This window comes from Ihubacter massiliensis (genome assembly GCF_024125305.1).
In the GTDB taxonomy this organism is placed as follows: domain Bacteria; phylum Bacillota; class Clostridia; order Peptostreptococcales; family Anaerovoracaceae; genus Hominibacterium; species Hominibacterium faecale.
Window position 1 is genome coordinate 2,673,956 of sequence record NZ_JAMXVH010000001.1, and the last position, 18,614, is coordinate 2,692,569.

17 protein-coding genes are annotated in these 18,614 nt (G+C 48.7%); 5 read left to right on the forward strand and 12 right to left on the reverse strand.

Annotated elements, in window-relative coordinates; translation table 11 throughout:
* Window positions 1–101 precede the first annotated feature (101 nt).
* Window positions 102–1,325: a MerR family transcriptional regulator gene (locus NIA71_RS12410; protein WP_253020545.1), complete on the forward strand. Its 1,224-nt coding sequence runs from the start codon at window positions 102–104 to the stop codon at window positions 1,323–1,325.
* A gap of 12 nt (window positions 1,326–1,337) precedes the next feature.
* Here NIA71_RS12410 and NIA71_RS12415 read toward each other — a convergent pair whose 3' ends face one another.
* Entirely contained in the window at window positions 1,338–1,649 is a 312-nt protein-coding gene (locus NIA71_RS12415) for an AzlD domain-containing protein (RefSeq protein ID WP_148397879.1), read from the reverse strand.
* On the reverse strand, window positions 1,646–2,353 hold the full coding sequence (locus NIA71_RS12420) for an AzlC family ABC transporter permease (protein ID WP_253020546.1): 708 nt from the start codon (window positions 2,351–2,353) through the stop codon (window positions 1,646–1,648). Before NIA71_RS12420 ends, NIA71_RS12415 begins: the two co-directional genes overlap by 4 nt.
* 119 nt (window positions 2,354–2,472) lie before the next feature.
* Between NIA71_RS12420 and NIA71_RS12425 the strand changes: the two genes are divergently transcribed.
* Both NIA71_RS12425 and NIA71_RS12430 read left to right on the forward strand, forming a co-directional pair.
* Entirely contained in the window at window positions 2,473–3,198 is a 726-nt protein-coding gene (locus NIA71_RS12425; protein WP_148397881.1) for a nitroreductase family protein, read from the forward strand.
* A gap of 4 nt (window positions 3,199–3,202) precedes the next feature.
* A complete protein-coding gene (locus tag NIA71_RS12430) occupies window positions 3,203–4,090 on the forward strand; it encodes a DMT family transporter (protein ID WP_253020547.1) in 888 nt (295 codons plus the stop codon).
* Window positions 4,091–4,430: 340 nt separating this feature from the next.
* On the opposite strand, the gene NIA71_RS12435 is transcribed toward NIA71_RS12430, so the two are convergent.
* The 10 genes from NIA71_RS12435 to NIA71_RS12480 form a co-directional block, all read right to left on the reverse strand.
* Window positions 4,431–4,604: a hypothetical protein gene (locus NIA71_RS12435; protein WP_253020548.1), complete on the reverse strand. Its 174-nt coding sequence runs from the start codon at window positions 4,602–4,604 to the stop codon at window positions 4,431–4,433.
* 43 nt (window positions 4,605–4,647) lie between these two features.
* On the reverse strand, window positions 4,648–4,995 hold the full coding sequence (locus NIA71_RS12440) for an arsenate reductase family protein (RefSeq protein WP_148397883.1): 348 nt from the start codon (window positions 4,993–4,995) through the stop codon (window positions 4,648–4,650).
* Between the two features lie 226 nt (window positions 4,996–5,221).
* The gene (locus tag NIA71_RS12445; protein ID WP_148397884.1) at window positions 5,222–5,731 is read right to left on the reverse strand and encodes a hypothetical protein; all 510 of its coding nucleotides are present in this window, start codon (window positions 5,729–5,731) and stop codon (window positions 5,222–5,224) included.
* Window positions 5,732–5,903: 172 nt separating this feature from the next.
* Window positions 5,904–7,562 carry a dihydroxy-acid dehydratase gene (gene ilvD / locus NIA71_RS12450; protein WP_253021309.1) on the reverse strand — a complete coding sequence of 553 codons (1,659 nt, stop codon included), beginning with the start codon at window positions 7,560–7,562 and terminating at the stop codon, window positions 5,904–5,906.
* A 565-nt stretch (window positions 7,563–8,127) separates the two neighbouring features.
* Window positions 8,128–9,123 (reverse strand): ketol-acid reductoisomerase, encoded by a 996-nt coding sequence (gene ilvC, locus NIA71_RS12455; protein WP_148397886.1) that lies wholly within the window; start codon window positions 9,121–9,123, stop codon window positions 8,128–8,130.
* A 53-nt stretch (window positions 9,124–9,176) separates the two neighbouring features.
* Complete coding sequence (gene ilvN, locus NIA71_RS12460; protein ID WP_253020549.1) at window positions 9,177–9,692, reverse strand: acetolactate synthase small subunit; 516 nt, start codon at window positions 9,690–9,692, stop codon at window positions 9,177–9,179.
* 13 nt (window positions 9,693–9,705) lie between these two features.
* Complete coding sequence (gene ilvB, locus NIA71_RS12465; protein ID WP_253020550.1) at window positions 9,706–11,367, reverse strand: biosynthetic-type acetolactate synthase large subunit; 1,662 nt, start codon at window positions 11,365–11,367, stop codon at window positions 9,706–9,708.
* A gap of 453 nt (window positions 11,368–11,820) precedes the next feature.
* Window positions 11,821–12,132, reverse strand: a complete 312-nt coding sequence (locus tag NIA71_RS12470) for a DUF6506 family protein (protein ID WP_253020551.1) — start codon at window positions 12,130–12,132, stop codon at window positions 11,821–11,823.
* A gap of 23 nt (window positions 12,133–12,155) precedes the next feature.
* A complete protein-coding gene (locus tag NIA71_RS12475; protein ID WP_253020552.1) occupies window positions 12,156–13,556 on the reverse strand; it encodes an amidohydrolase in 1,401 nt (466 codons plus the stop codon).
* A gap of 18 nt (window positions 13,557–13,574) precedes the next feature.
* Complete coding sequence (locus NIA71_RS12480) at window positions 13,575–14,834, reverse strand: MFS transporter (RefSeq protein WP_253020553.1); 1,260 nt, start codon at window positions 14,832–14,834, stop codon at window positions 13,575–13,577.
* A 282-nt stretch (window positions 14,835–15,116) separates the two neighbouring features.
* On the opposite strand from NIA71_RS12480, the gene NIA71_RS12485 reads away from it, so the two are divergent.
* The gene (locus NIA71_RS12485; RefSeq protein ID WP_253020554.1) at window positions 15,117–16,505 is read left to right on the forward strand and encodes a sigma-54 interaction domain-containing protein; all 1,389 of its coding nucleotides are present in this window, start codon (window positions 15,117–15,119) and stop codon (window positions 16,503–16,505) included.
* A gap of 403 nt (window positions 16,506–16,908) precedes the next feature.
* Window positions 16,909–18,609 carry a 2-isopropylmalate synthase gene (gene leuA, locus NIA71_RS12490; RefSeq protein WP_253020555.1) on the forward strand — a complete coding sequence of 567 codons (1,701 nt, stop codon included), beginning with the start codon at window positions 16,909–16,911 and terminating at the stop codon, window positions 18,607–18,609.
* Window positions 18,610–18,614 lie beyond the last annotated feature (5 nt).

The window sequence follows — 18,614 nt, forward strand, 5'->3', positions numbered from 1 at the left end:
GCTAATTGTCAAGGGCGTTATTTGGAGAATTCCGGCCAAACCTTGAGTGCACTCCAGATTTGTGATACCATATAGGCAGAAAAACCTTGGAGGTGAGCGGTTTGAGAATAGGTCAGGTTTCTAAAAAATATCAAATATCCGTAGACAATCTATATTACTACATCAATTACGGCCTTCTTGTGCCCCCCAGGCCCGGCGGCCAGTATGTATTCGACAGCCAGACCCTGAAGGATCTGGAGCTTGTTCTGGAATTGAAAGAAATGAATTTTTCTTTGAAAGAGATCCACCGGATCCTGTCTCTTTATCGAATTTCCGGCCTTGCGGTCAACCAGGATGTGGAGGATCTGCGCAGAATCTATACCGACAAACTCCACGATCTGCGCAGCGAGAAGCTGCGGACCGAAAAAAACATTGAAAACCTGGAAAGAAAAATCGCGGATTTGAGCGCTCTGCTTCCTGACAATCGCCCCGACATCGGACTTCCGGTCCGCATGCTGGATCACTTGTGCTGTCCGGCCTGCGGCGGCAGCTTTTCACTGGATAATGTACGAATGGATCTCAAATATATTTTCAGCGGCAGCCTGCGATGCTCCTGCGGCTACACCGCCTCCATTGAGGACGGCATCCTGCTGACACCCAACAAAAATAAGGATTTATACGACACCCCTGATCTGGACCGCAAGCTGTACCGGGACCTCCCCCCTGCCCTCATCAGCTTGTTTCAGCGATCCTTTAACTGGATGGTGGAAAAGCTGGAGCATATGGATTTATCCGGCAAGGTGGTACTGGAAACCTATATCAACGCCTGGTTCTTTCTCCATAACCACCAGCAGTATCTGGACCCGCAAGGTCAATATATCGTTGTCGATAAGTATCCGGAAATGCTGCGCATGTATAAAACCCTCATGGAAAAACAAGGCTATGGGCTGGACATCCTGTTCATCGCCGACAGCAGCACCCGTCTGCCTTTAAAGCCCGGCTGCATCGATTTGAACATCGATTATTTCGCAGTCAATGAACATAATTTTTACCATAACACCTTCCTCTATGACGAGCTGATGCCTTATTTCAGCTCTGAGGCCCGGCTGCTAGGCACCTATTTTTACTTTGACCACGGAAAAAAATCCATGGAAAACCTGCTGCGGGAATACCCCACATCTTCCACGGATAATTTCAATCTGGACTATTTTCTCCGCCATATGGCAGATACGATCGTGCAGCAGGAGGACTGCGGCTTCACCACCAGCTCAGGCGCCAACATCGGGTTCAGCTTCCACCATGAGGGTGAAAAAATGTACCTTCGCTCCTATTTGGCCAGGCTTTGATTCAAGGGGATTTTACATCAGAAAAGCCATTCCCTGCTCCACCACAAACACGGTTATGCAGGCGCCCAAAGCTACCAGCAGCAGCCCCTTTTCCCGAAGCGCCATGAAAACCGCCACTGCGAAACCTGCGATGGCAGCCGCCATCTGCGTGGTGGAAAAGAGGATCGCCGGAAAGGTCATGGATGCCAGTGCCGCATAAGGCACATAGTACAAAAAGGACTTTATGAACGTGTTTTTAATTTCCCGGTCCACCAGCACCAGCGGGATCATGCGGATCAAATAGGTTACAACCGCCATCACCAGAACGTATAAATAAAAGTTCATGAATACAGCTCCTCCTCTTTGATGGGATGGATGACCGCCCCTGCCGCGGAAGCGATCATAGTACAAATGATGATGGCAAATCCCGGCGAAATCTGATCCAGTACCGGTACCCAGCGGAGTACCGAGCTCAAAATCACGGCGATCAGAATCACAGCGGTAATGGATTTTTCCCGCTTAGCCGGCGGAATGATAATGGCCAGAAACATGCCGTAGATGGCAATGCCCAGGGCGCTGCTGACCGCTTCAGGCAGGGCAGAGCTGGCGACAGCTCCAAAAAAGGTTCCCGATGTCCAGGATGCGATACACACTGACATGATTCCATATATGTAGTGTTTTCCAACCCGCCCGTCTTGGGTGCTGACCAAGGCAAAGGCTTCATCCGTTATACTGAAGGCAATGATGCACCGTTCCACTCTGGTTATGGAGGGTTCCAGTTTTTGTGATAATGACAGCGACATAAGGGCGTACCTGAGATTGATGACCAGCTGGGTCAGCGCCATTTCAAAATACGGCGCTGCGGCCGCAATCACAGTGAGTCCGGCAAACTGGCCCGCCGAAGTCAGGTTGGTAAAGGAAATCAGGGCCGCGCCGCCGGCAGTGGCTCCGGTTGCTACAGCCGCCATTCCAAACGTAAACCCCACCGCCAGATATCCTGCGCAGATTGGGATCGCATCTTTCATACCTCTTGCAATTTCGTTTCTCATCACTTACTCCTAAATTTCTACTCATACTTTGTTATTTTAACATAGAATCCCTTTCTTCCCAAGGTTGAATTTGGGACAAAATTGTGGTATCGTTTCCTCACAGACATTGGAGGTGAACTATGAATATTACGCAAGCGATTGACATTCGAAAATCCCGCAGAACCTACCTGAGCACGCCCATCGAGCCCGCAAAGACAGCGCTGCTCAAAAGTCGTATCGAGGAATACAACCAGAAATCTAATTTAACCATCCGCTTTATGGAGAACGGAAGCGCGGCTTTTTCCGGCATCCGCAAAAGTTACGGTTTATTTAAAGGCGTCCGCTCCCTCTTCATCATGAAAGGCCCTGCAAAGGATCCTTATCTTAAGGAAAAGATCGGTTACTACGGCGAGCTTTTGATCCTGGAGGCAACTGCTCTGGGGCTTGGAACCTGCTGGGTCGGCGGAACCTTTGATGCTTCCGGCATCCGCAAAGCTCCAGACGAGGATCTGATCTGTGTGATCACAGTGGGCAATGTGCCGGAGGAAGAAACACTTCGGGAACGGATGATTTACAAAGCAATCCATCGTAAAACAAAATCCATCGGTGAGATGTCCGAGGTGGTGGGTGAACCGCCGCTCTGGCTGAAAAAAGGGATGAAGGCTGTGCAGAAGGCTCCGTCTACCCGCAATACGCAAAAGGTTTTGTTTCTCTATAAGGCCGGGGTTCTCCGCGCTTCTGTACCGGATACGGATCGATTTGATTATGTGGATTTGGGGATCGCCAAGGCTCATTTTGAGCTGGCCGCCGGCGGCAAATTTGAACTGGGCAACAGCGCCAAATATGTTTCCATGGAGGAGGAGTGATTGAATGTCCGATAAGAAAGAGAGGACGCCTGTCTTTTACGGCAGTCTGGTTATACTGCAATGCCTGATCTGGGGGATCGGTAATCCGATCACCAAGATCAGTGTGGAAACAATACCGCCTTTTTCTTGTATGGGCATTCGCTTTACGTTAGCGTTTGCTTTATTCATGCTGGCTTTCGGCAGGCAGATCATCCCCCAGTTTAAAAAGGAATATCTTGCAAACTGTATTGTGATCGGTCTTTTTACTGCCGCTTCCTTTATTTTTTCCACCTTTGCCCTGCATTTGGCGGATGCTACCGTTGTGGGGTTTTTACTGGCGTTTTCGGTGGTCTTCACCCCCATTCTCTCTTTTTTTATCCTCCGGCAAACCATCAGCCGCCGCTTCGCTTTGATTATTTTCATGGTAGTGGTCGGTCTTTATTTTCTGTGTGCCAACGGGGGCAAATTTACCTTCGGCGCGGGAGAACTGCTGGCTCTGCTCAGCGCTTTATCCGGCGCCGGCATGTTAATCTACAGTTCAAAACACGTCACAGCCATTGGCCCCCTTGCCCTTTCGGCTGCCCAAGCCGCGATTACGGCCATCGTGTCGTTTCTCTTCGCTGTTGTCTTTGAGGATATCAAAGATCTGGGCCAGGCCTCGCCGGAAGGGTGGGCCTCCGTCGTGTATCTTGCGGTGGCGTGCACCTGCATTGCCTATATCCTGCAGAACATTGCCCTGCGTAAAGTCTCGGCCACCTTTGTCTCGCTGGCTTTTTGCACAGAGCCGGTCTTTACTGCAATCGCTTCCTTTTTTATCCTCGGCGAGCGCCTGTCGCTGGCGGGATTGGCGGGAGCAGTCCTCATCGCGATCGGAATCACCTTGGCCTCTGTGATGCCGTCCTCGGAGGAGTGAGCCCTCCAGGGCGAACGGTGCCCTTTTTCACTTTTTTTGCCGATTTCTATTCGATATCCCCAAAAGGCCATATTTCTATGGACATTGCTTGCGAAATGCCCCATTTCGAATATAAATGGAGAGAATTTTTATTTTATGACAATTTGATTGCTGCCCCCAGTGATTGGAATGTTACAACTTCACGTGTCTGAATTCTCCAGGACCCCTGCTTTGATAGCCCTTTTAAAAGGCACGAAAAAAGCACCACTTTCGCAAAATCGCAAAAATGGTGCCGCTGCAAGCGCTGGACGCCGCACACTGTAGAACTCATTCTTTATGCGGCAGCCCTTTTCCCTCTTCTCTAATCCTCTTTTTTAAATTTTTGAGCAAGCCGCAGACTGATCGCCGCAATTCCTGCCAGGAGAACGGTGGTGACCGCCAATCCTCCCAGAAGGCCTTTTGTCTTTGGCTCCCGATCTCTTGTGATATCTTCCTTTGGTGCTCCGTGTCTCTTCGCTGCGAATCCCTGTTTCATAATCATATTCCTCCCTTTTGTAACCTATAACGTTCCGGCGCGCCTAAAGCTTTTCAGCCCACTCCGCTTCCTTGAACCCCGTCAGAACAACATCATCGTTGATGATCAAAGGACGCTTCACCAGCATTCCGTCCGTAGCCAGCAAATCCAGTTGCTCGTCTTCGGACATGTCCGCCAGCTTGTCTTTCAAGTGCAGCTCTTTATATTTAAGCCCGCTGGTATTAAAAAACTTTTTCAAAGGAAGTCCGCTTTTTTCATAAGCATCTTTCAGGACCTCCCTGGATGGGTTATGTTCTTTTATGTCGATCTCCTCATATGCTTTCCCCTGCTCATCCAGCCATTTGAGCGCTTTCTTGCAGGTTGTGCATTTTGGATAGCAATAAACTTTCATCTCTTGTACCTCTCTTTCTCTTTTATCATAAACCAGTTGACCGGTTATTGCAACTGTTATCCCCGCAGGATTCTTCGGCCCATGTCATGCCTGCGTTCCCCAAATCTGCCATCTGGCAAGCTTTGATGGGACCCTTTGTCCTGCGCACGTTCTTTATTATATGCGTGAATCGGATTTTCTTTACAAAAAAACTGGCATCAAAAAGATACCAGCTCCCTTTTGCACGTCATTTTTCCTCGTCCTCTTGCACAGGGGTAGTTCTTGCCTTTGCGATTATTTCTTCAAGAGCAGCGCTTAGTTCATCTCCCGACCGCTCGATGAGATCGGTCATTTCCTGCTGGGACTGCTCCTCCATCTCTTTTATCGTCAGCTGCATCTGCGCCTTCATTTCTTCCAGCTCAGATTCCATCTCTTTTGTCAGCGGTACGACTTTTTTTTGAGGAATGTCCTCAGACGACTCGCTTTCCGTTCCGCCTTCAATATCCGCCAGTTCATCCTGAAGTTCTTTTCGCAGATCATCAGTTTGTGTTTTCAAGGCTTTTCTTAATTCGCAGAGTTCAGCCTTCATAACCGCCCGCAGACTGTCTTTTTCCATCTCCAGTTCTTGATCCATGTTGGACAACTGCGTATTCAATTCCCCCTTGAGACCATCGGCCTCATTTTTTATATCTGTATTACTGGCCCGTATCTTATCATACGCCATGGCCAGTCTCAAGCCCATTTCTTCGATGTCCATATTTCCTTCCTTCTCTCCTATAGCCCTTATATCCTACCATATTCATGAAGGATTCTCAAGATAGTTTTCAAATATTTTCCATAGAAAAAGCAGGCATCCTAAAATTTTGCACTGCCTGCTTCAACTACTTATTTTTTCAAAATCACAGCCAAACATTGATCCCCTGGCTTTTCTACTCCATAACGGCCCCTTTATCTGCAGAAGTCACGTTTCTTTGATATCTTGCAAGCCATCCTGACTTTGCTCCAAAATCAGGCGCTTTATACGCTGCCATTCTCTTCTGGAATTCCTCATCGCTGATCTTGGCATTGATCGTCGAAGCAGGGATATCAATTTCAATCAAGTCGCCTTCCTGCAAGTAAGCAATGTTTCCTCCGGCAGCCGCTTCAGGAGCAACGTGTCCGATCGAGGCGCCTCTGCTGGCGCCGCTGAACCGTCCATCCGTAATCAAAGCGACCGTCTTATCCAGCTTCATACCGGCCAAAGCGCTGGTTGGGTTGAGCATTTCCCGCATGCCCGGGCCGCCCTTTGGTCCCTCATAGCGAATCACAACCACATCTCCGTCCACGATCTTGCCGCCGTAGATGGCTTCGATGGCCTCCTCTTCGCTGTTGAACACGCGGGCAGGTCCGCTGTGAACCAGCATTTCAGGCGCTACCGCGCTTCTCTTTACGACGCATCCGTTCTGTGCAATATTTCCCCAAAGTATGGCAATGCCGCCGGTTTCACTGTAAGGGTCGCTCACCGGACGAATGATCTCATAGTCCTTTACTGAGGCGCCTTCCATATTCTCACCAACCGTCTTGCCGGTGGCCGTAATCAGGCTCTTATCGATCAAGCCTTTCTTATCCAGTTCACTAAAGACAGCCATCAAGCCGCCGGCCCTGTTGAGATCGTGCATATGGGTGCCGCCTGCAGGTGCCAGGTGGCACAGATTGGGAACCTTGCCGCTGAATTGGTTAAAGATATCCAGGTTCAACTCGATTCCCGCTTCATTGGCGATGGCCAGCAAATGGAGAACGCTGTTGGATGAACAGCCCAGCGCCATATCACAGGCCAGGGCATTCTTAATCGACTTTTCGTTAATAATATCTCTGGCAGTAATATCCTTCTCCACCAGCTCCATAATCGCCATACCCGCATGTTTTGCCAAACGAATTCGGCCGCTCTCCACAGCTGGAATCGTTCCATTTCCAGGCAGGGCGATGCCGATGGCTTCACACAGGCAGTTCATGCTGTTGGCCGTGTACATACCTGAGCAGGATCCGCATCCCGGGCAGGTGTTCTGTTCAAATTCTTCTAGCTTGTCGTCATCGATTAGATTTGCTTTTCTCGCTCCTACTGCTTCAAACATCTTGGACAAGCTGGTTTCCTCGCCGTTTACAAGTCCGGACATCATCGGCCCTCCGGAGCAAACGACAGCCGGAATGTCCATTCGCACAGCCGCCATCACCATGCCCGGAACAATCTTGTCGCAATTGGGAACCAGCACAACTCCGTCTAAGGCATGACCCATGACCATCGTCTCCACACTGTCGGCAATCAGTTCCCGGCTGGCCAGGCTGTACTTCATTCCGATATGACCCATGGCAATGCCATCGCACACACCAATGGACGGAATTTCAATCGGAGTTCCGCCAGCCATTCTCACACCGGCTTTTACAGCTTCCGCTACTTTATCCAGGTGCATATGTCCCGGCACAATTTCACTTTTCGCTGAAACAACGCCGATCAGCGGCCGATCCAGCTCTTCCTTCGTATATCCCATGGCATAGAACAAACTCCTCATGGGAGCCTTTTCCACACCTTGGGTAACTTTCGCACTTCTCAGTGTCATAGGTTATTCTTCCTTTCTACACCAATGGGGCTGTCGCATAAAAGCGATTTTGCTCCATGCGGCCGCCCGATATTAAAGATTGCACCAATTTTGCAGAAAACAATCTATTTTCATTATGGTAAACCAAAAACAGATGCGGCCGCGGGGCAATTCCAGCGCCCCAGGCGCCCAGACGAGCTCGGGGGGCGCCCTTCCGGCCGCAAATTATCGCTCCGGCCAGAAAATCAACCATTCCACGATAAATACAGGGCCATTTTGCGGTCCACCGGCCCTAAAATGGAGAAAAACCATCGCTGATCAGCCCATATTGTGCAATCAGCGATAAGAAATCATCGTGGAGCAGAGCAAATGGGGAGTTTTACGATAATCAACCCGATTTTGCCCCAACTCCCCGCCAAGGAAAACGTTCTTGCGCAAGCAAACTCCGCAGGCGCAGCCGAGGACAACGCGGGCCAAGGGCCCGCTCCTCCGCTCCCGCCGGTCGCTTCGCTGTCCGTTTTCCCAGCGGCGCTAAAGCCCCGGGGAAAAAGGCCTTGCCGGAGCAAAACGTTTTCCTCCTCTATTTCTTCAACCAGCTCATCATCTTTCTCAGCTCAGCGCCGACCTTGCACAGCAGATGTTCGGACTCCTTCTTTCTTGTTGCCAAGAATCTCGCTCTTCCGCCTGCCTTGAACTCCTGAATGAACTCGCTGGCAAAGGTTCCATCCTGAATTTCGGACAAGACTTTCTTCATTTCCTTACGAGTATCCTCTGTGATCAGTCTTGTTCCGGTTCTGTAATCACCGTATTCCGCTGTATTGGAGATGGAATATCTCATCTTATCGAAACCGCCTTCATTGATCAGGTCAACGATCAGCTTCATTTCGTGGATACATTCGAAGTATGCCATTTCCGGCTCATATCCGGCTTCTACCAGTGTATCAAATCCAGCCTTCATCAGCTCGGTTACGCCGCCGCACAGTACAGCCTGCTCACCGAAGAGGTCTGTTTCTGTCTCTTCTTTAAAGGTTGTTTCCAGGATTCCCGCACGGCCAGCGCCGATACCGGAAGCATATGCCAGAGCATAGTCCTTGGCTTTGCCGGATGCGTCCTGATAAACTGCGATCAGGCTTGGTACGCCCTTGCCTTCTACATACTGAGATCTTACTGTATGACCAGGTCCTTTCGGAGCAATCATGATAACGTCTACGTTGGCAGCGGGCGCGATCTGATTGAAGTGGATGTTAAAGCCGTGAGCAAATGCCAGAATGTTGCCTTCCTTCATGTGCTGCTGAACCTGTTCCTTATAAATATCGGCAGCCAGTTCGTCCGGCACCAGCATCATTACGATATCTCCTGCTTCAGCTGCCTCTTCAATGCCTACAACTTTCAGTCCTGCTGCTTCTGCTTTTGCAGCGTGGGCGGATCCGGGTCTCAGACCTACTACTACATTAACGCCGCTTTCATTGAGATTCATCGCATGAGCATGGCCCTGGCTTCCAAATCCGATGATCGCTACGGTTTTTCCGTCTAATAATCCTAAATTACAATCCTGATCATAATACTTCTTAATCATTTTAAAAAATCTCCTTTACATATTTAATTGAAATAAACTTTAGTTGTTAAACATTAATTTTTCTCGATGTTATGTTCCCGTATCCCTCTTTCAATACCTGTGATACCGGTTCTGCACACCTCAGCAATATCGTAGCAATTCATCATATCCATAAAGCCGTCCAGCTTTTCCGGCGCTCCGGTGAGCTCTACGATCATACTGTCTTTGGACAAGTCGATAATTTTTCCTCTATAGATTTCAATAATCTCCCGGATGGCCGTCCGGTCGTTTTTATCGCATTTAATCTTAACCAGCAGCAGCTCTCTGTAAAGACTGTTTCCCGCATCCAGCGTGAAAATATCACGCACCACTTCTAGTTTTTCTGTCTGAGTAAGAATCTGGTGCAGGGCCTGCTCTGTTCCTGTAAACACAATGGTAATCCTGGAAATCTCCGGGGTATTGGTCGCGGAAACAGTCAGCGAATCGATGTTGAATCCCCTTCTGCCGAAAAGGCTGACTACCCGAGTCAAAACGTTGGACTGGTTATCGACTAAAATGCTGATTACTTCTTTTTTCAGTGTTTTATCCATTGCCTTCTCCTTCCTATCCGATAATCATATCTTCAACCGTACCGCCGCCTGGAATCATAGGCAGTACTCGTTCTTCCCTTGCAATGGCACAGTCGATCCATACCGGGCCCTTTTCTTTCAAGGCTTTTTTGAACACATCTTCAAACTCCGTAGGTGTTGAGGCGGAATAACCCTTTGCACCAAAGGCTTCAGCCAATTTGGGGAAATCGGTTTTTCGTTCCGGCGTTGTGGCCGAATAGCGGCGTCCATAAAAGCTGGTCTGCCACTGATAAACCATCCCCAGCACCCGGTTATTCATAATGATGGTTATAATAGGAAGTTCTTCACTGACAGCGGTGCATGCCTCGTTGAGGTTCATATGGAAGGAACCGTCTCCTGTGAAGTGGATGACCCGTTTTTCCGGACATCCCACCTGAGCGCCGATGGCCGCTCCATAGCCGAAGCCCATGGTTCCCAGTCCGCCGCTGGTGATGAAATCTTTTGTTTTGTCATGCTTGAGATATTGAGCAGCCCACATTTGGTGCTGTCCTACATCCGTCACATAAATCGTTTCTTTATCCGTCAAGTCGCATACCGCTGTTACAACTTCGCTTGGATGCAGCTCCGCATCCTGGCACTTAACATCGCCGGTCTTTTTCTTCCATTCGGTGGATTGGGCCACCCATTCTCCATGGTCTCGTTTTTCGATCATGGGCAGCAGTTTTTGCAGAAAATCCTTAACATCGCTGATAACGCTTTTATCTACAATTACATTTTTATTGATTTCGCTCTTATCGATGTCCACCTGAACTTTTTTCGCCCGCTTGGCAAATTTCTTCGGGTTGAGCGCTACACGGTCGCTGAACCTGCATCCCAGAGCCACCAGAAGGTCAGCCCGGTCTACCGCCCGGTTGGCGGCAATGCTGCCGTGCATGCCGATCAGCCCCAGGTTTCTTTTGTTTTCGTATCCCAGAATTCCGGCGGCCATCAACGTATATGTAGCTGGGATATCGGCCTTTTCGATCAATTGATTGAGCTCATCTCCCGCGTCCGAAGCCGGTACGCCGCCTCCGAAATAGATGACCGGCCGTTCCGCCTGATTGATCATGGCTGCGATTTCCGCCACCTCATCGTCGTCAGCCAAAGGATGGGGCTGAAGCTCAAGTGGTTTTCCTTTTTTATAGTCAATGGTGTCGGCTGTAACGTCTTTAGTAATATCGATCAGCACCGGACCTTTTCTGCCGCTGTTTGCAATGCGGAAGGATTCCCGTATGGCATGCTCCAAATCCTCGATTCTATTTACAAAGAAGCTGTGTTTCGTAATGGGCAAGGTCACACCAGTAATGCATATTTCCTGAAAAGCATCACGTCCGATCAAACTGTCCGGTACGTTGGCCGTTATGGCAATCATGGGAACACTGTCCATGAAAGCCGTCGCGATGCCTGTGACCAGATTGGTTGCTCCCGGCCCGCTGGTGGCAAAGACAACGCCTGTTTTTCCAGTAGCTCTGTAATAGCCGTCCGCTGCATGGGCAGCGCCCTGCTCATGGGCTGTAAGGACGTGCTTAATTTTGTCTCTGTACTCGTACAGCACATCGTATAGATTCAAGGCTGTTCCGCCCGGGTATCCGAATACCGTATCCACACCATGCTCCAACAAAATTTCCGCTACTAACTGTGATCCTGTTAACTTCATTTCGCATTCTTCCTTTACTTTCAAATTTTTCGTATTTGTCCTTCTTAATAATGGATGTTATTTACACTTATACACCATTTTTTGCTCTAGCACAACCTATTATAGAGCTTTTTTTAATAAAGTCAATGCGTTTTTGTGTTTTTTCACAATATTTTTTTATTTTTATAGTTTATAATCACAAATTCAACTTTTTAAAACTTTAATTACTCGAAAATCCGGCTTTGCATATCAGGTCGTGGAAATTTCATTATACCCCTGTACAAGGGGAAAGCTGTGATCCGAAAAATAAATGCTCCTCTATCAAAATCTTTTAAACGCCTTTCATTTTAGACAGTTTTTGGCCTGTGATACGCCTGTCCAGGGCCATCCAAAAGAGAAAGATAAAACAGCGGATACCAGTCCAATGGCCTGGACCGATACCCGCGCTTTTTAATCAAATTCAGTTGAACTTGTTCATGCCTGCATCCACTTTTCATCCCCTGATAAACCATCATATCCCGGATGATTATCAAAGCGTACAATGCCTACCGGATATGCCCCATTGGCGGCTTTTACCACTTGGCCATGTCCCAGCACTCCGAAGCCTCCGCACAGTTCCAGAGAAACGACTCCCTCTTCGGCCAGTTTCCCCGCTTGCTCTACCGCCTGTTCATAGCTTCCGACACCGATCAAAATCAATTCGCCCTTTTCCCCGGTTTTCATGACGGCTCTCTGCGCTTCTTTCAAATCACCATTAATAAACATAAAAGCGACTTTTCTTTTCATAGTCCGCGCCTCCTTTTTAACCTTTATTTTCTATATTTACTCATTTCCGCCGCATTGGCATCCAGCGCCGGCTTTAGCTTTGGATCTAAGAGCACTTCATATGGCCTGCCTCCCTGACGCTGCCTCAGCTCCTCTTTCGCCTCTTCGATCAGCTGGGGATTTTCCACCAGTTCCACTGCTGTACAGGCCAATGTTTTAGCTGCGGTCATGACCGCCTGTCTGCCGGCATCGCGGCCCGCAAGGGCTGTAACGACCCAGTTGTGGAGAGGCAGTCCCTCAGGTACCATTTCAATCAGCAGAATATCCATCGGCGCAAACCAGCTGTATTCCGACGAGTCATTGACCGGCATGCTGCTGCATTCAAAAGGCAGCGGCGGACGTCCCATAGGTGTGACTTCAACGCCGGCCTCTTCCTGTATCTTTGCAATAAACCGGCAGTCCTCTTGGGAAAATTTCGGCATACCCACCAGTTCCAGATTGCGGCTCATGACTTGAGAAATGGTCTTGTTGGGCAGTTTTTCATGGGTCATGGTAATGATCTCTTTTTCTACGGTTGTCCCGGTAGCCAGGGCAATACCGTTGGCGCAGTCATCCACCCTTGCCGCCAGTTGCCGCATGGATTCCGAGTCTCCCATCCTGCCCACGCACCATAGCGTGGCCCGGTCTGGCACCACATTGGGACCCCCGCCGATATCTGCGAACGTATAATTCAATGTGGTCTCACCGCCAGGCTTTCCAGGCTGGGCATGTTCCCGCAAAAACTCCAGAGCATTGCCCATGAGCACGGCCGCGTCCAGCGCACTTCTTCCAAGCCACGGAGAATTTCCGTGGGTGGTTCTTCCTTTAAAATGATACTGGAAGTTGAAAAAGGCTACGCATTCTGTGAAGCCGGCCTTGGTATAAGGCATTACATGCCAATCCAATACACAGTCCAGCCCTTTAAAATATCCTTCTCTTGCAAAGAATGGTTTTGCCAGGCACATTTCTTCGGCCGGAGTCCCAAATATCTTGATTCTGGCTTTCAGTTTTTTTGCATCAATCAGCGACTTTAGGGCAGTGGCGGCCGTAACTCCTCCGATTGCCATTAGATTATGTCCGCACCCGTGTCCCGGAGCTCCTTTCTGCAAGCTTTCCGGGTAAGCGCAATTCTTGTCCTGGGACAACCCCGGCAGGGCGTCATACTCGCAGTTAAATCCGATTACCGGCCCCTCATCACCATATTCCGCAACAAAGGCCGTGGGCATTCCCGCCGCTCCTTTCTCAACCTGATATCCTTCTTTGTCCAAGTAATCCGTAAGCAAGGACGATGCGTAATACTCCTGCATGCTTAACTCTGGATTTTCCCATATCTTCCATGATATGTCCATCAGCTTATCCTGATTGTCCTCGATCCAGGAAATTGCTTGTGTTTTTAATGTTTTCATACTTCATAACCTCCCGCACTAATATGTATATTTTTTTCTCAATCTGAAACAGATCAATCTTAGAATAACAACGATCGCCATGGAACCGGCCGCCATGCACCAGAATGCCACATAGCTGCCTGTCACATCGAAGATGACAGCTGCCAGGGTTCCTCCGAAGGTGCCCCCAAAGTTGGTCGCCATATTCATTCCCGCTGCAATATTGCCGTAATCCTTCTCACCAAAGAGCGCGTTTACAAGCAGCGGCGGGCAGACGGTAATTCCTCCGCCTCCGATTCCGTAACAAATGACTGCGCCAAAGACAAACACCACTGGATTTATGGTCATCAGAGCCAAACATACAAACTGCAGTCCAAAGATCACAGCCGAAAAAATGGATCCGAACTTTGTTCCAAACTTATCGCACAGAAAACCGATCAAAATTTTTCCGATGGCGATCATGCCCAAATTGAAGGATGCGATCAGGGCAGCCTTTTCCACGGAAAACCCGCAATCGATGAAAAAGGGCGCCGAGTTGAAAAGAATGGCCGTAGAACCAAAAGTCGTCAAGGTCGCAGATGCCGCGATCATCCAAAACATAGGCGTTTTCAGAGCTTCTCTTACAACCATGCCTTTTGCTTCGCCAGTACTTTCTTTTTGAGTTTCCGCAAGGGTCTCTCCCATTCTTACAAAGCCTCTTTGCTCTGGTGTTTTCACAAGAAAAATCAATGCCATGGCCGCTACCACTCCGAAGAGAACAGCCAGAACCAAGTATCCCGTTCTCCAGCCCGAACTGGAAATAACTGAGTTGAGCAGCGGCAGAATAACCAGCCCGCCGACGCCGCTTCCTACAAAGCAGAATCCCATTGCTGTTCCCCTTACTTTGCCGCCGAACCAGTTGTTAAGGATGATGGACAAAGGCAGAACTGTACAATTGGAAAATCCCACACCGAGAAAAATCGCGCCGAAGTAAAACATGTACAAGGATTTTGCCATTGCAAAAATAACGTAACCGGCAGCCGCAACCAGTGCGGAAATCACAACGATTCGTTTGACATTGCCCTTTGCCATACGCTTTCCATAATAAGCCGTCACTCCAATTGACACCAACAGAAGAATGGTTTGGTACAAAAGGAAGGATCCTCGATCGACCCCGAAAGCTTCCGTAACCGGTATTACAAATACACTTGTGATGGAAATACATCCCGTGTAGGCGATTGACATCATGAGAAATCCCACAATCATCAGCACCCAGCCATAATAAAACCTTCCATTTTGTCTTAACCCTACTTTGTTCATAAACGATACCTCCCTGCGTTCCGAATGAAATATTTATTCTGTTTATGGATAAATGCAATTACTGTGCCACCCTTTTTTCTCGTTAAAACCATTAAAGCCCGTTATTTTTCATAAAATTCAGCCGATTTCCCTTAGACCGCTTTCCGATCCATGCAAAAATTCATACCTTTTCTTGTCCATCTTCGTTGAAGTTTCTTTTGTTTTCAAGAAATGTATGATAAAATTCATAGTGTATGTAATTTTGCATACATTTCCTCCCATTACTTCCAAGAGGACATAAAAATGATTGAAAAAATTACGGATTTAAACTTATTGCGGTTTATTGTCAACAATGCCGCCTGCGCCATTATTTTAATCGACAAGAACGAAAACGTGATCATGACCAATCTGGAATATGAAAAATTGACAGGCTACACGGACCGCTATCTGACCGGCATGACGGTGGGTGACATGATTGAAAAAAAGATCATCCACGATTCCGTTTCGCGAAAAGTCATGAGGCAGAAACAAACCGTCGTTCTGGAACAGCTATCGGCAGGCAGCTCCGGTTCTGAGTATTTAGTCATGGTAAAGGGGATTCCCTATTGGGGCCAATCCAAAGAAATCGAGTATGTCATCTGCTGCCTCTTTGATATTAGCGATAAGCGCCGCATAATCGAGGATTTGACGGCCAGCAATCTGAAATACAGCATGGAACTGCTGCAGCTGAAAAAAGACGCGGCAGCCAACGCCGGCATTGTCTATCGAAGCCCCCTGATGCAAACGATCATTGATAAGGCGGAAATCATTGCTAAGACGGATTCCACTGCTCTAATTCTCGGCGAATCCGGAACGGGAAAAAGCATGATCGCCAGATTTCTTCACGATAACAGCCAGCGGGCGGACAACACATTTCTTACCATCAACTGCGGCGCTGTCCCCGAATCTCTGATCGAGTCGGAGCTCTTCGGCTATGAAAAGGGAGCCTTCACCGGTGCCCAGCCCTCTGGGAAACAGGGCCTTGTAGAACTGGCCGACAACGGGACTCTGTTTCTAGACGAAATCGGCGACATGCCATATGATCTCCAGGTAAAGCTGCTGCGTCTCTTGCAGGAAAAAGAATTTTTTCGAATCGGTGGAACCCGTCCTTTAAAAGTAAATACCCGGATCATCGCTGCCACCAATCAAAATCTGAAAGAGCAGATTGAAAAGAAGCGTTTCCGGGAAGATTTGTACTATCGGCTCAATGTCCTCAACCTGCAAATCCCCCCTTTGCGGGAGCGGGCTGAAGACATTCCCATTTTAGCGGAAACCTTCCGCCTTAAATTCAATGAACGTTATCAGCTGCAAAAAGTTTTGAGCCACGAGCTCATCAATCATCTGTCCCAGCTCCAGCTCCGCGGCAATGTCAGAGAATTGGAAAACCTCATTGAAAGGCTGGTCCTGTTTTCCACTGAAAAGGTGCTTACGGTGAATCATCTGCCAGGAATTCTCGAGCCGGAAGATCCTGCGGCTCTCTCTTGCACCATGGATGTGGAGCATTCAACGTATCAGCAGCTGAGGGACCATTTTGAACGAACTCTGCTGACAGAAGCAAAGATACGATATCAGACAACCGCTGAAATCGGCCGTCAGCTCAAAGTGGACCAGTCCACGATCTCCAGAAAACTAAAAAAATATAAAATTGATTGACAAACGCCTCCACGAACGGTTATACTGATTAGTAACTTTTGAAATTTCATATTGTTGCGTTGAAGGGAATAAATCAGACCTCAAACATCTTACAGAGAGCAGCCGGCGGGTGGAAAGGCTGCAGATCATAGGGCTGGTGTCTCACCCCGGAGCAAAATCTTAAAAGATGCGCCTTATGCCGGGCATCTTTCAGCATTCAGCCGATCGGCTTGAATGCCCAGAGTGGGCCCCTGGTGATAGCCGGGACCAATAAGAGTGGTACCGCGGAAGTTTGAAATCAAACCTTCGTCTCTTATGCAGCGATCTGCATAAAAGGCGGAGGTATTTTTTTAGAACAAAGCCGGCTTTGCCGATTCCCAGGAATATGCTTACGATTTAGAAGAAAGGAAGGAACAGACTGGAAATGAAAAATTACGACAAGTATCAGGTGGGGTATTTTCCGCCGCCGCAGACAGAAATGGAATGGATCAAAAAAGATCACGTTGAAAAGGCACCGATTTGGTGCAGCGTGGACCTGCGAGATGGAAATCAGGCTCTGATCGTTCCCATGAGTCTGGAGGAAAAGCTGGAGTTTTTCCAGTTCCTTGTCAAACTGGGTTTCAAAGAAATCGAAGTAGGCTTTCCCGCTGCATCGGAAACTGAATATGAATTTCTGCGGAGACTGATCGATGACGATCTGATCCCGGAAGATGTCACCATTCAGGTGCTGACCCAGTCCAGAAAACATATTATCAAGAAAACCTTCGAGTCTCTGGTGGGCGCCAAGAAAGCAATCGTACATTTATATAATTCCACTTCCCTGGCCCAGAGAGAACAGGTTTTTAAAGCGGAAAAAGATGAGATCATCGATATCGCGGCCAGCGGCGCCAAACTGATCAAAAAATACGCCGCCAAGTATCCGGAAACGGAATTTCAATTTGAGTATTCCCCGGAAAGCTTTACCGGCACAGAAATGGATTTTGCCCGGGACATCTGCAATGCCGTGATCGATATCTGGGAACCGACTCCGGAAAATAAGGTTATCATCAACCTGCCGGCAACGGTATCCATGTCCATGCCCCACGTTTATGCAAATCAGATCGAGTACATGTGCAAAACGCTCCACAACCGGGAGAACATCCTGATTTCCCTCCATCCCCACAATGACCGGGGCACTGGAGTTGCCGATGCGGAATTGGGTCTTTTGGCAGGCGGCGACCGAATCGAAGGAACCCTGTTTGGAAATGGAGAGCGGACCGGAAACGTGGATGTGGTCACTCTGGCAATGAATCTCTTCTCCCACGGCGTGGATCCAAAGCTGGACTTTTCCAACATGCCGGAAGTGGTGGAAATGTATGAAAAGTTCACTGACATCAAGGTTCATCCTCGTCAGCCCTACGGCGGACAGCTGGTGTTTGCCGCATTCTCCGGTTCCCACCAGGACGCCATTGCCAAGGGCATGAAGTGGAGAAAACACAAAAAGCTTCACCAATGGACCGTCCCCTATCTGCCCATCGATCCCAAGGATGTGGGCCGGGAATACGAAGGGGATGTCATTCGGATCAACAGCCAGTCGGGAAAAGGCGGAATCGCCTACATTCTCGAACGGGATTATGGTTTCGACCTGCCCAAACAGATGCGGGAAGAAGTGGGCTATATGATGAAGGATATTTCCGACCGCTCCCACAAAGAGCTGTCCTCGGAGGAAATTTTTAAAGTTTTCAGTGAGGAATATATCAATTACTTCGATCCCATCGACATCACGGATGCCACCTTTAAAAAGATGTCCACCTACAAAGCGGATGACGGCATGATCGTCGATATGCGGGTTGACATCGGCGGCGATGTTTTCGAGATTACTGCCGAAGGAAACGGGCGTCTCAACGCAATCAACAACGCTTTGAAAAAGACACCGTATCACTTCGATTACACCCTGGTCACTTACTCGGAGCATGCGTTGGAATCAAGCTCCAGTTCAAGAGCCGCAGCCTACATCTGCATTGCGGACAGCGAAGGCGGAGAGTACTGGGGCGTAGGAACCCACGAGGATATCATTCTGGCCTCTGTCAACGCATTGGTCAGTGCCCTCAATCGGGAAAACAAGATAAGAAAGTTTGTAAAATAAAAGGA

Coding starts and splice junctions, on each gene's coding strand:
- NIA71_RS12435 (WP_253020548.1), bottom strand. CDS start 4,604: ATGAAACAGGGATTCGCAGCGAAGAGACACGGAGCACCAAAGGAAGAT.
- NIA71_RS12440 (WP_148397883.1), bottom strand. CDS start 4,995: ATGAAAGTTTATTGCTATCCAAAATGCACAACCTGCAAGAAAGCGCTC.
- NIA71_RS12420 (WP_253020546.1), bottom strand. CDS start 2,353: ATGAGAAACGAAATTGCAAGAGGTATGAAAGATGCGATCCCAATCTGC.
- NIA71_RS12415 (WP_148397879.1), bottom strand. CDS start 1,649: ATGAACTTTTATTTATACGTTCTGGTGATGGCGGTTGTAACCTATTTG.
- ilvN (WP_253020549.1), bottom strand. CDS start 9,692: ATGGATAAAACACTGAAAAAAGAAGTAATCAGCATTTTAGTCGATAAC.
- NIA71_RS12470 (WP_253020551.1), bottom strand. CDS start 12,132: ATGAAAAGAAAAGTCGCTTTTATGTTTATTAATGGTGATTTGAAAGAA.
- NIA71_RS12485 (WP_253020554.1), top strand. CDS start 15,117: ATGATTGAAAAAATTACGGATTTAAACTTATTGCGGTTTATTGTCAAC.
- leuA (WP_253020555.1), top strand. CDS start 16,909: ATGAAAAATTACGACAAGTATCAGGTGGGGTATTTTCCGCCGCCGCAG.
- ilvB (WP_253020550.1), bottom strand. CDS start 11,367: ATGAAGTTAACAGGATCACAGTTAGTAGCGGAAATTTTGTTGGAGCAT.
- NIA71_RS12445 (WP_148397884.1), bottom strand. CDS start 5,731: ATGGACATCGAAGAAATGGGCTTGAGACTGGCCATGGCGTATGATAAG.
- NIA71_RS12475 (WP_253020552.1), bottom strand. CDS start 13,556: ATGAAAACATTAAAAACACAAGCAATTTCCTGGATCGAGGACAATCAG.
- NIA71_RS12480 (WP_253020553.1), bottom strand. CDS start 14,834: ATGAACAAAGTAGGGTTAAGACAAAATGGAAGGTTTTATTATGGCTGG.
- ilvC (WP_148397886.1), bottom strand. CDS start 9,123: ATGATTAAGAAGTATTATGATCAGGATTGTAATTTAGGATTATTAGAC.
- NIA71_RS12430 (WP_253020547.1), top strand. CDS start 3,203: ATGTCCGATAAGAAAGAGAGGACGCCTGTCTTTTACGGCAGTCTGGTT.
- NIA71_RS12425 (WP_148397881.1), top strand. CDS start 2,473: ATGAATATTACGCAAGCGATTGACATTCGAAAATCCCGCAGAACCTAC.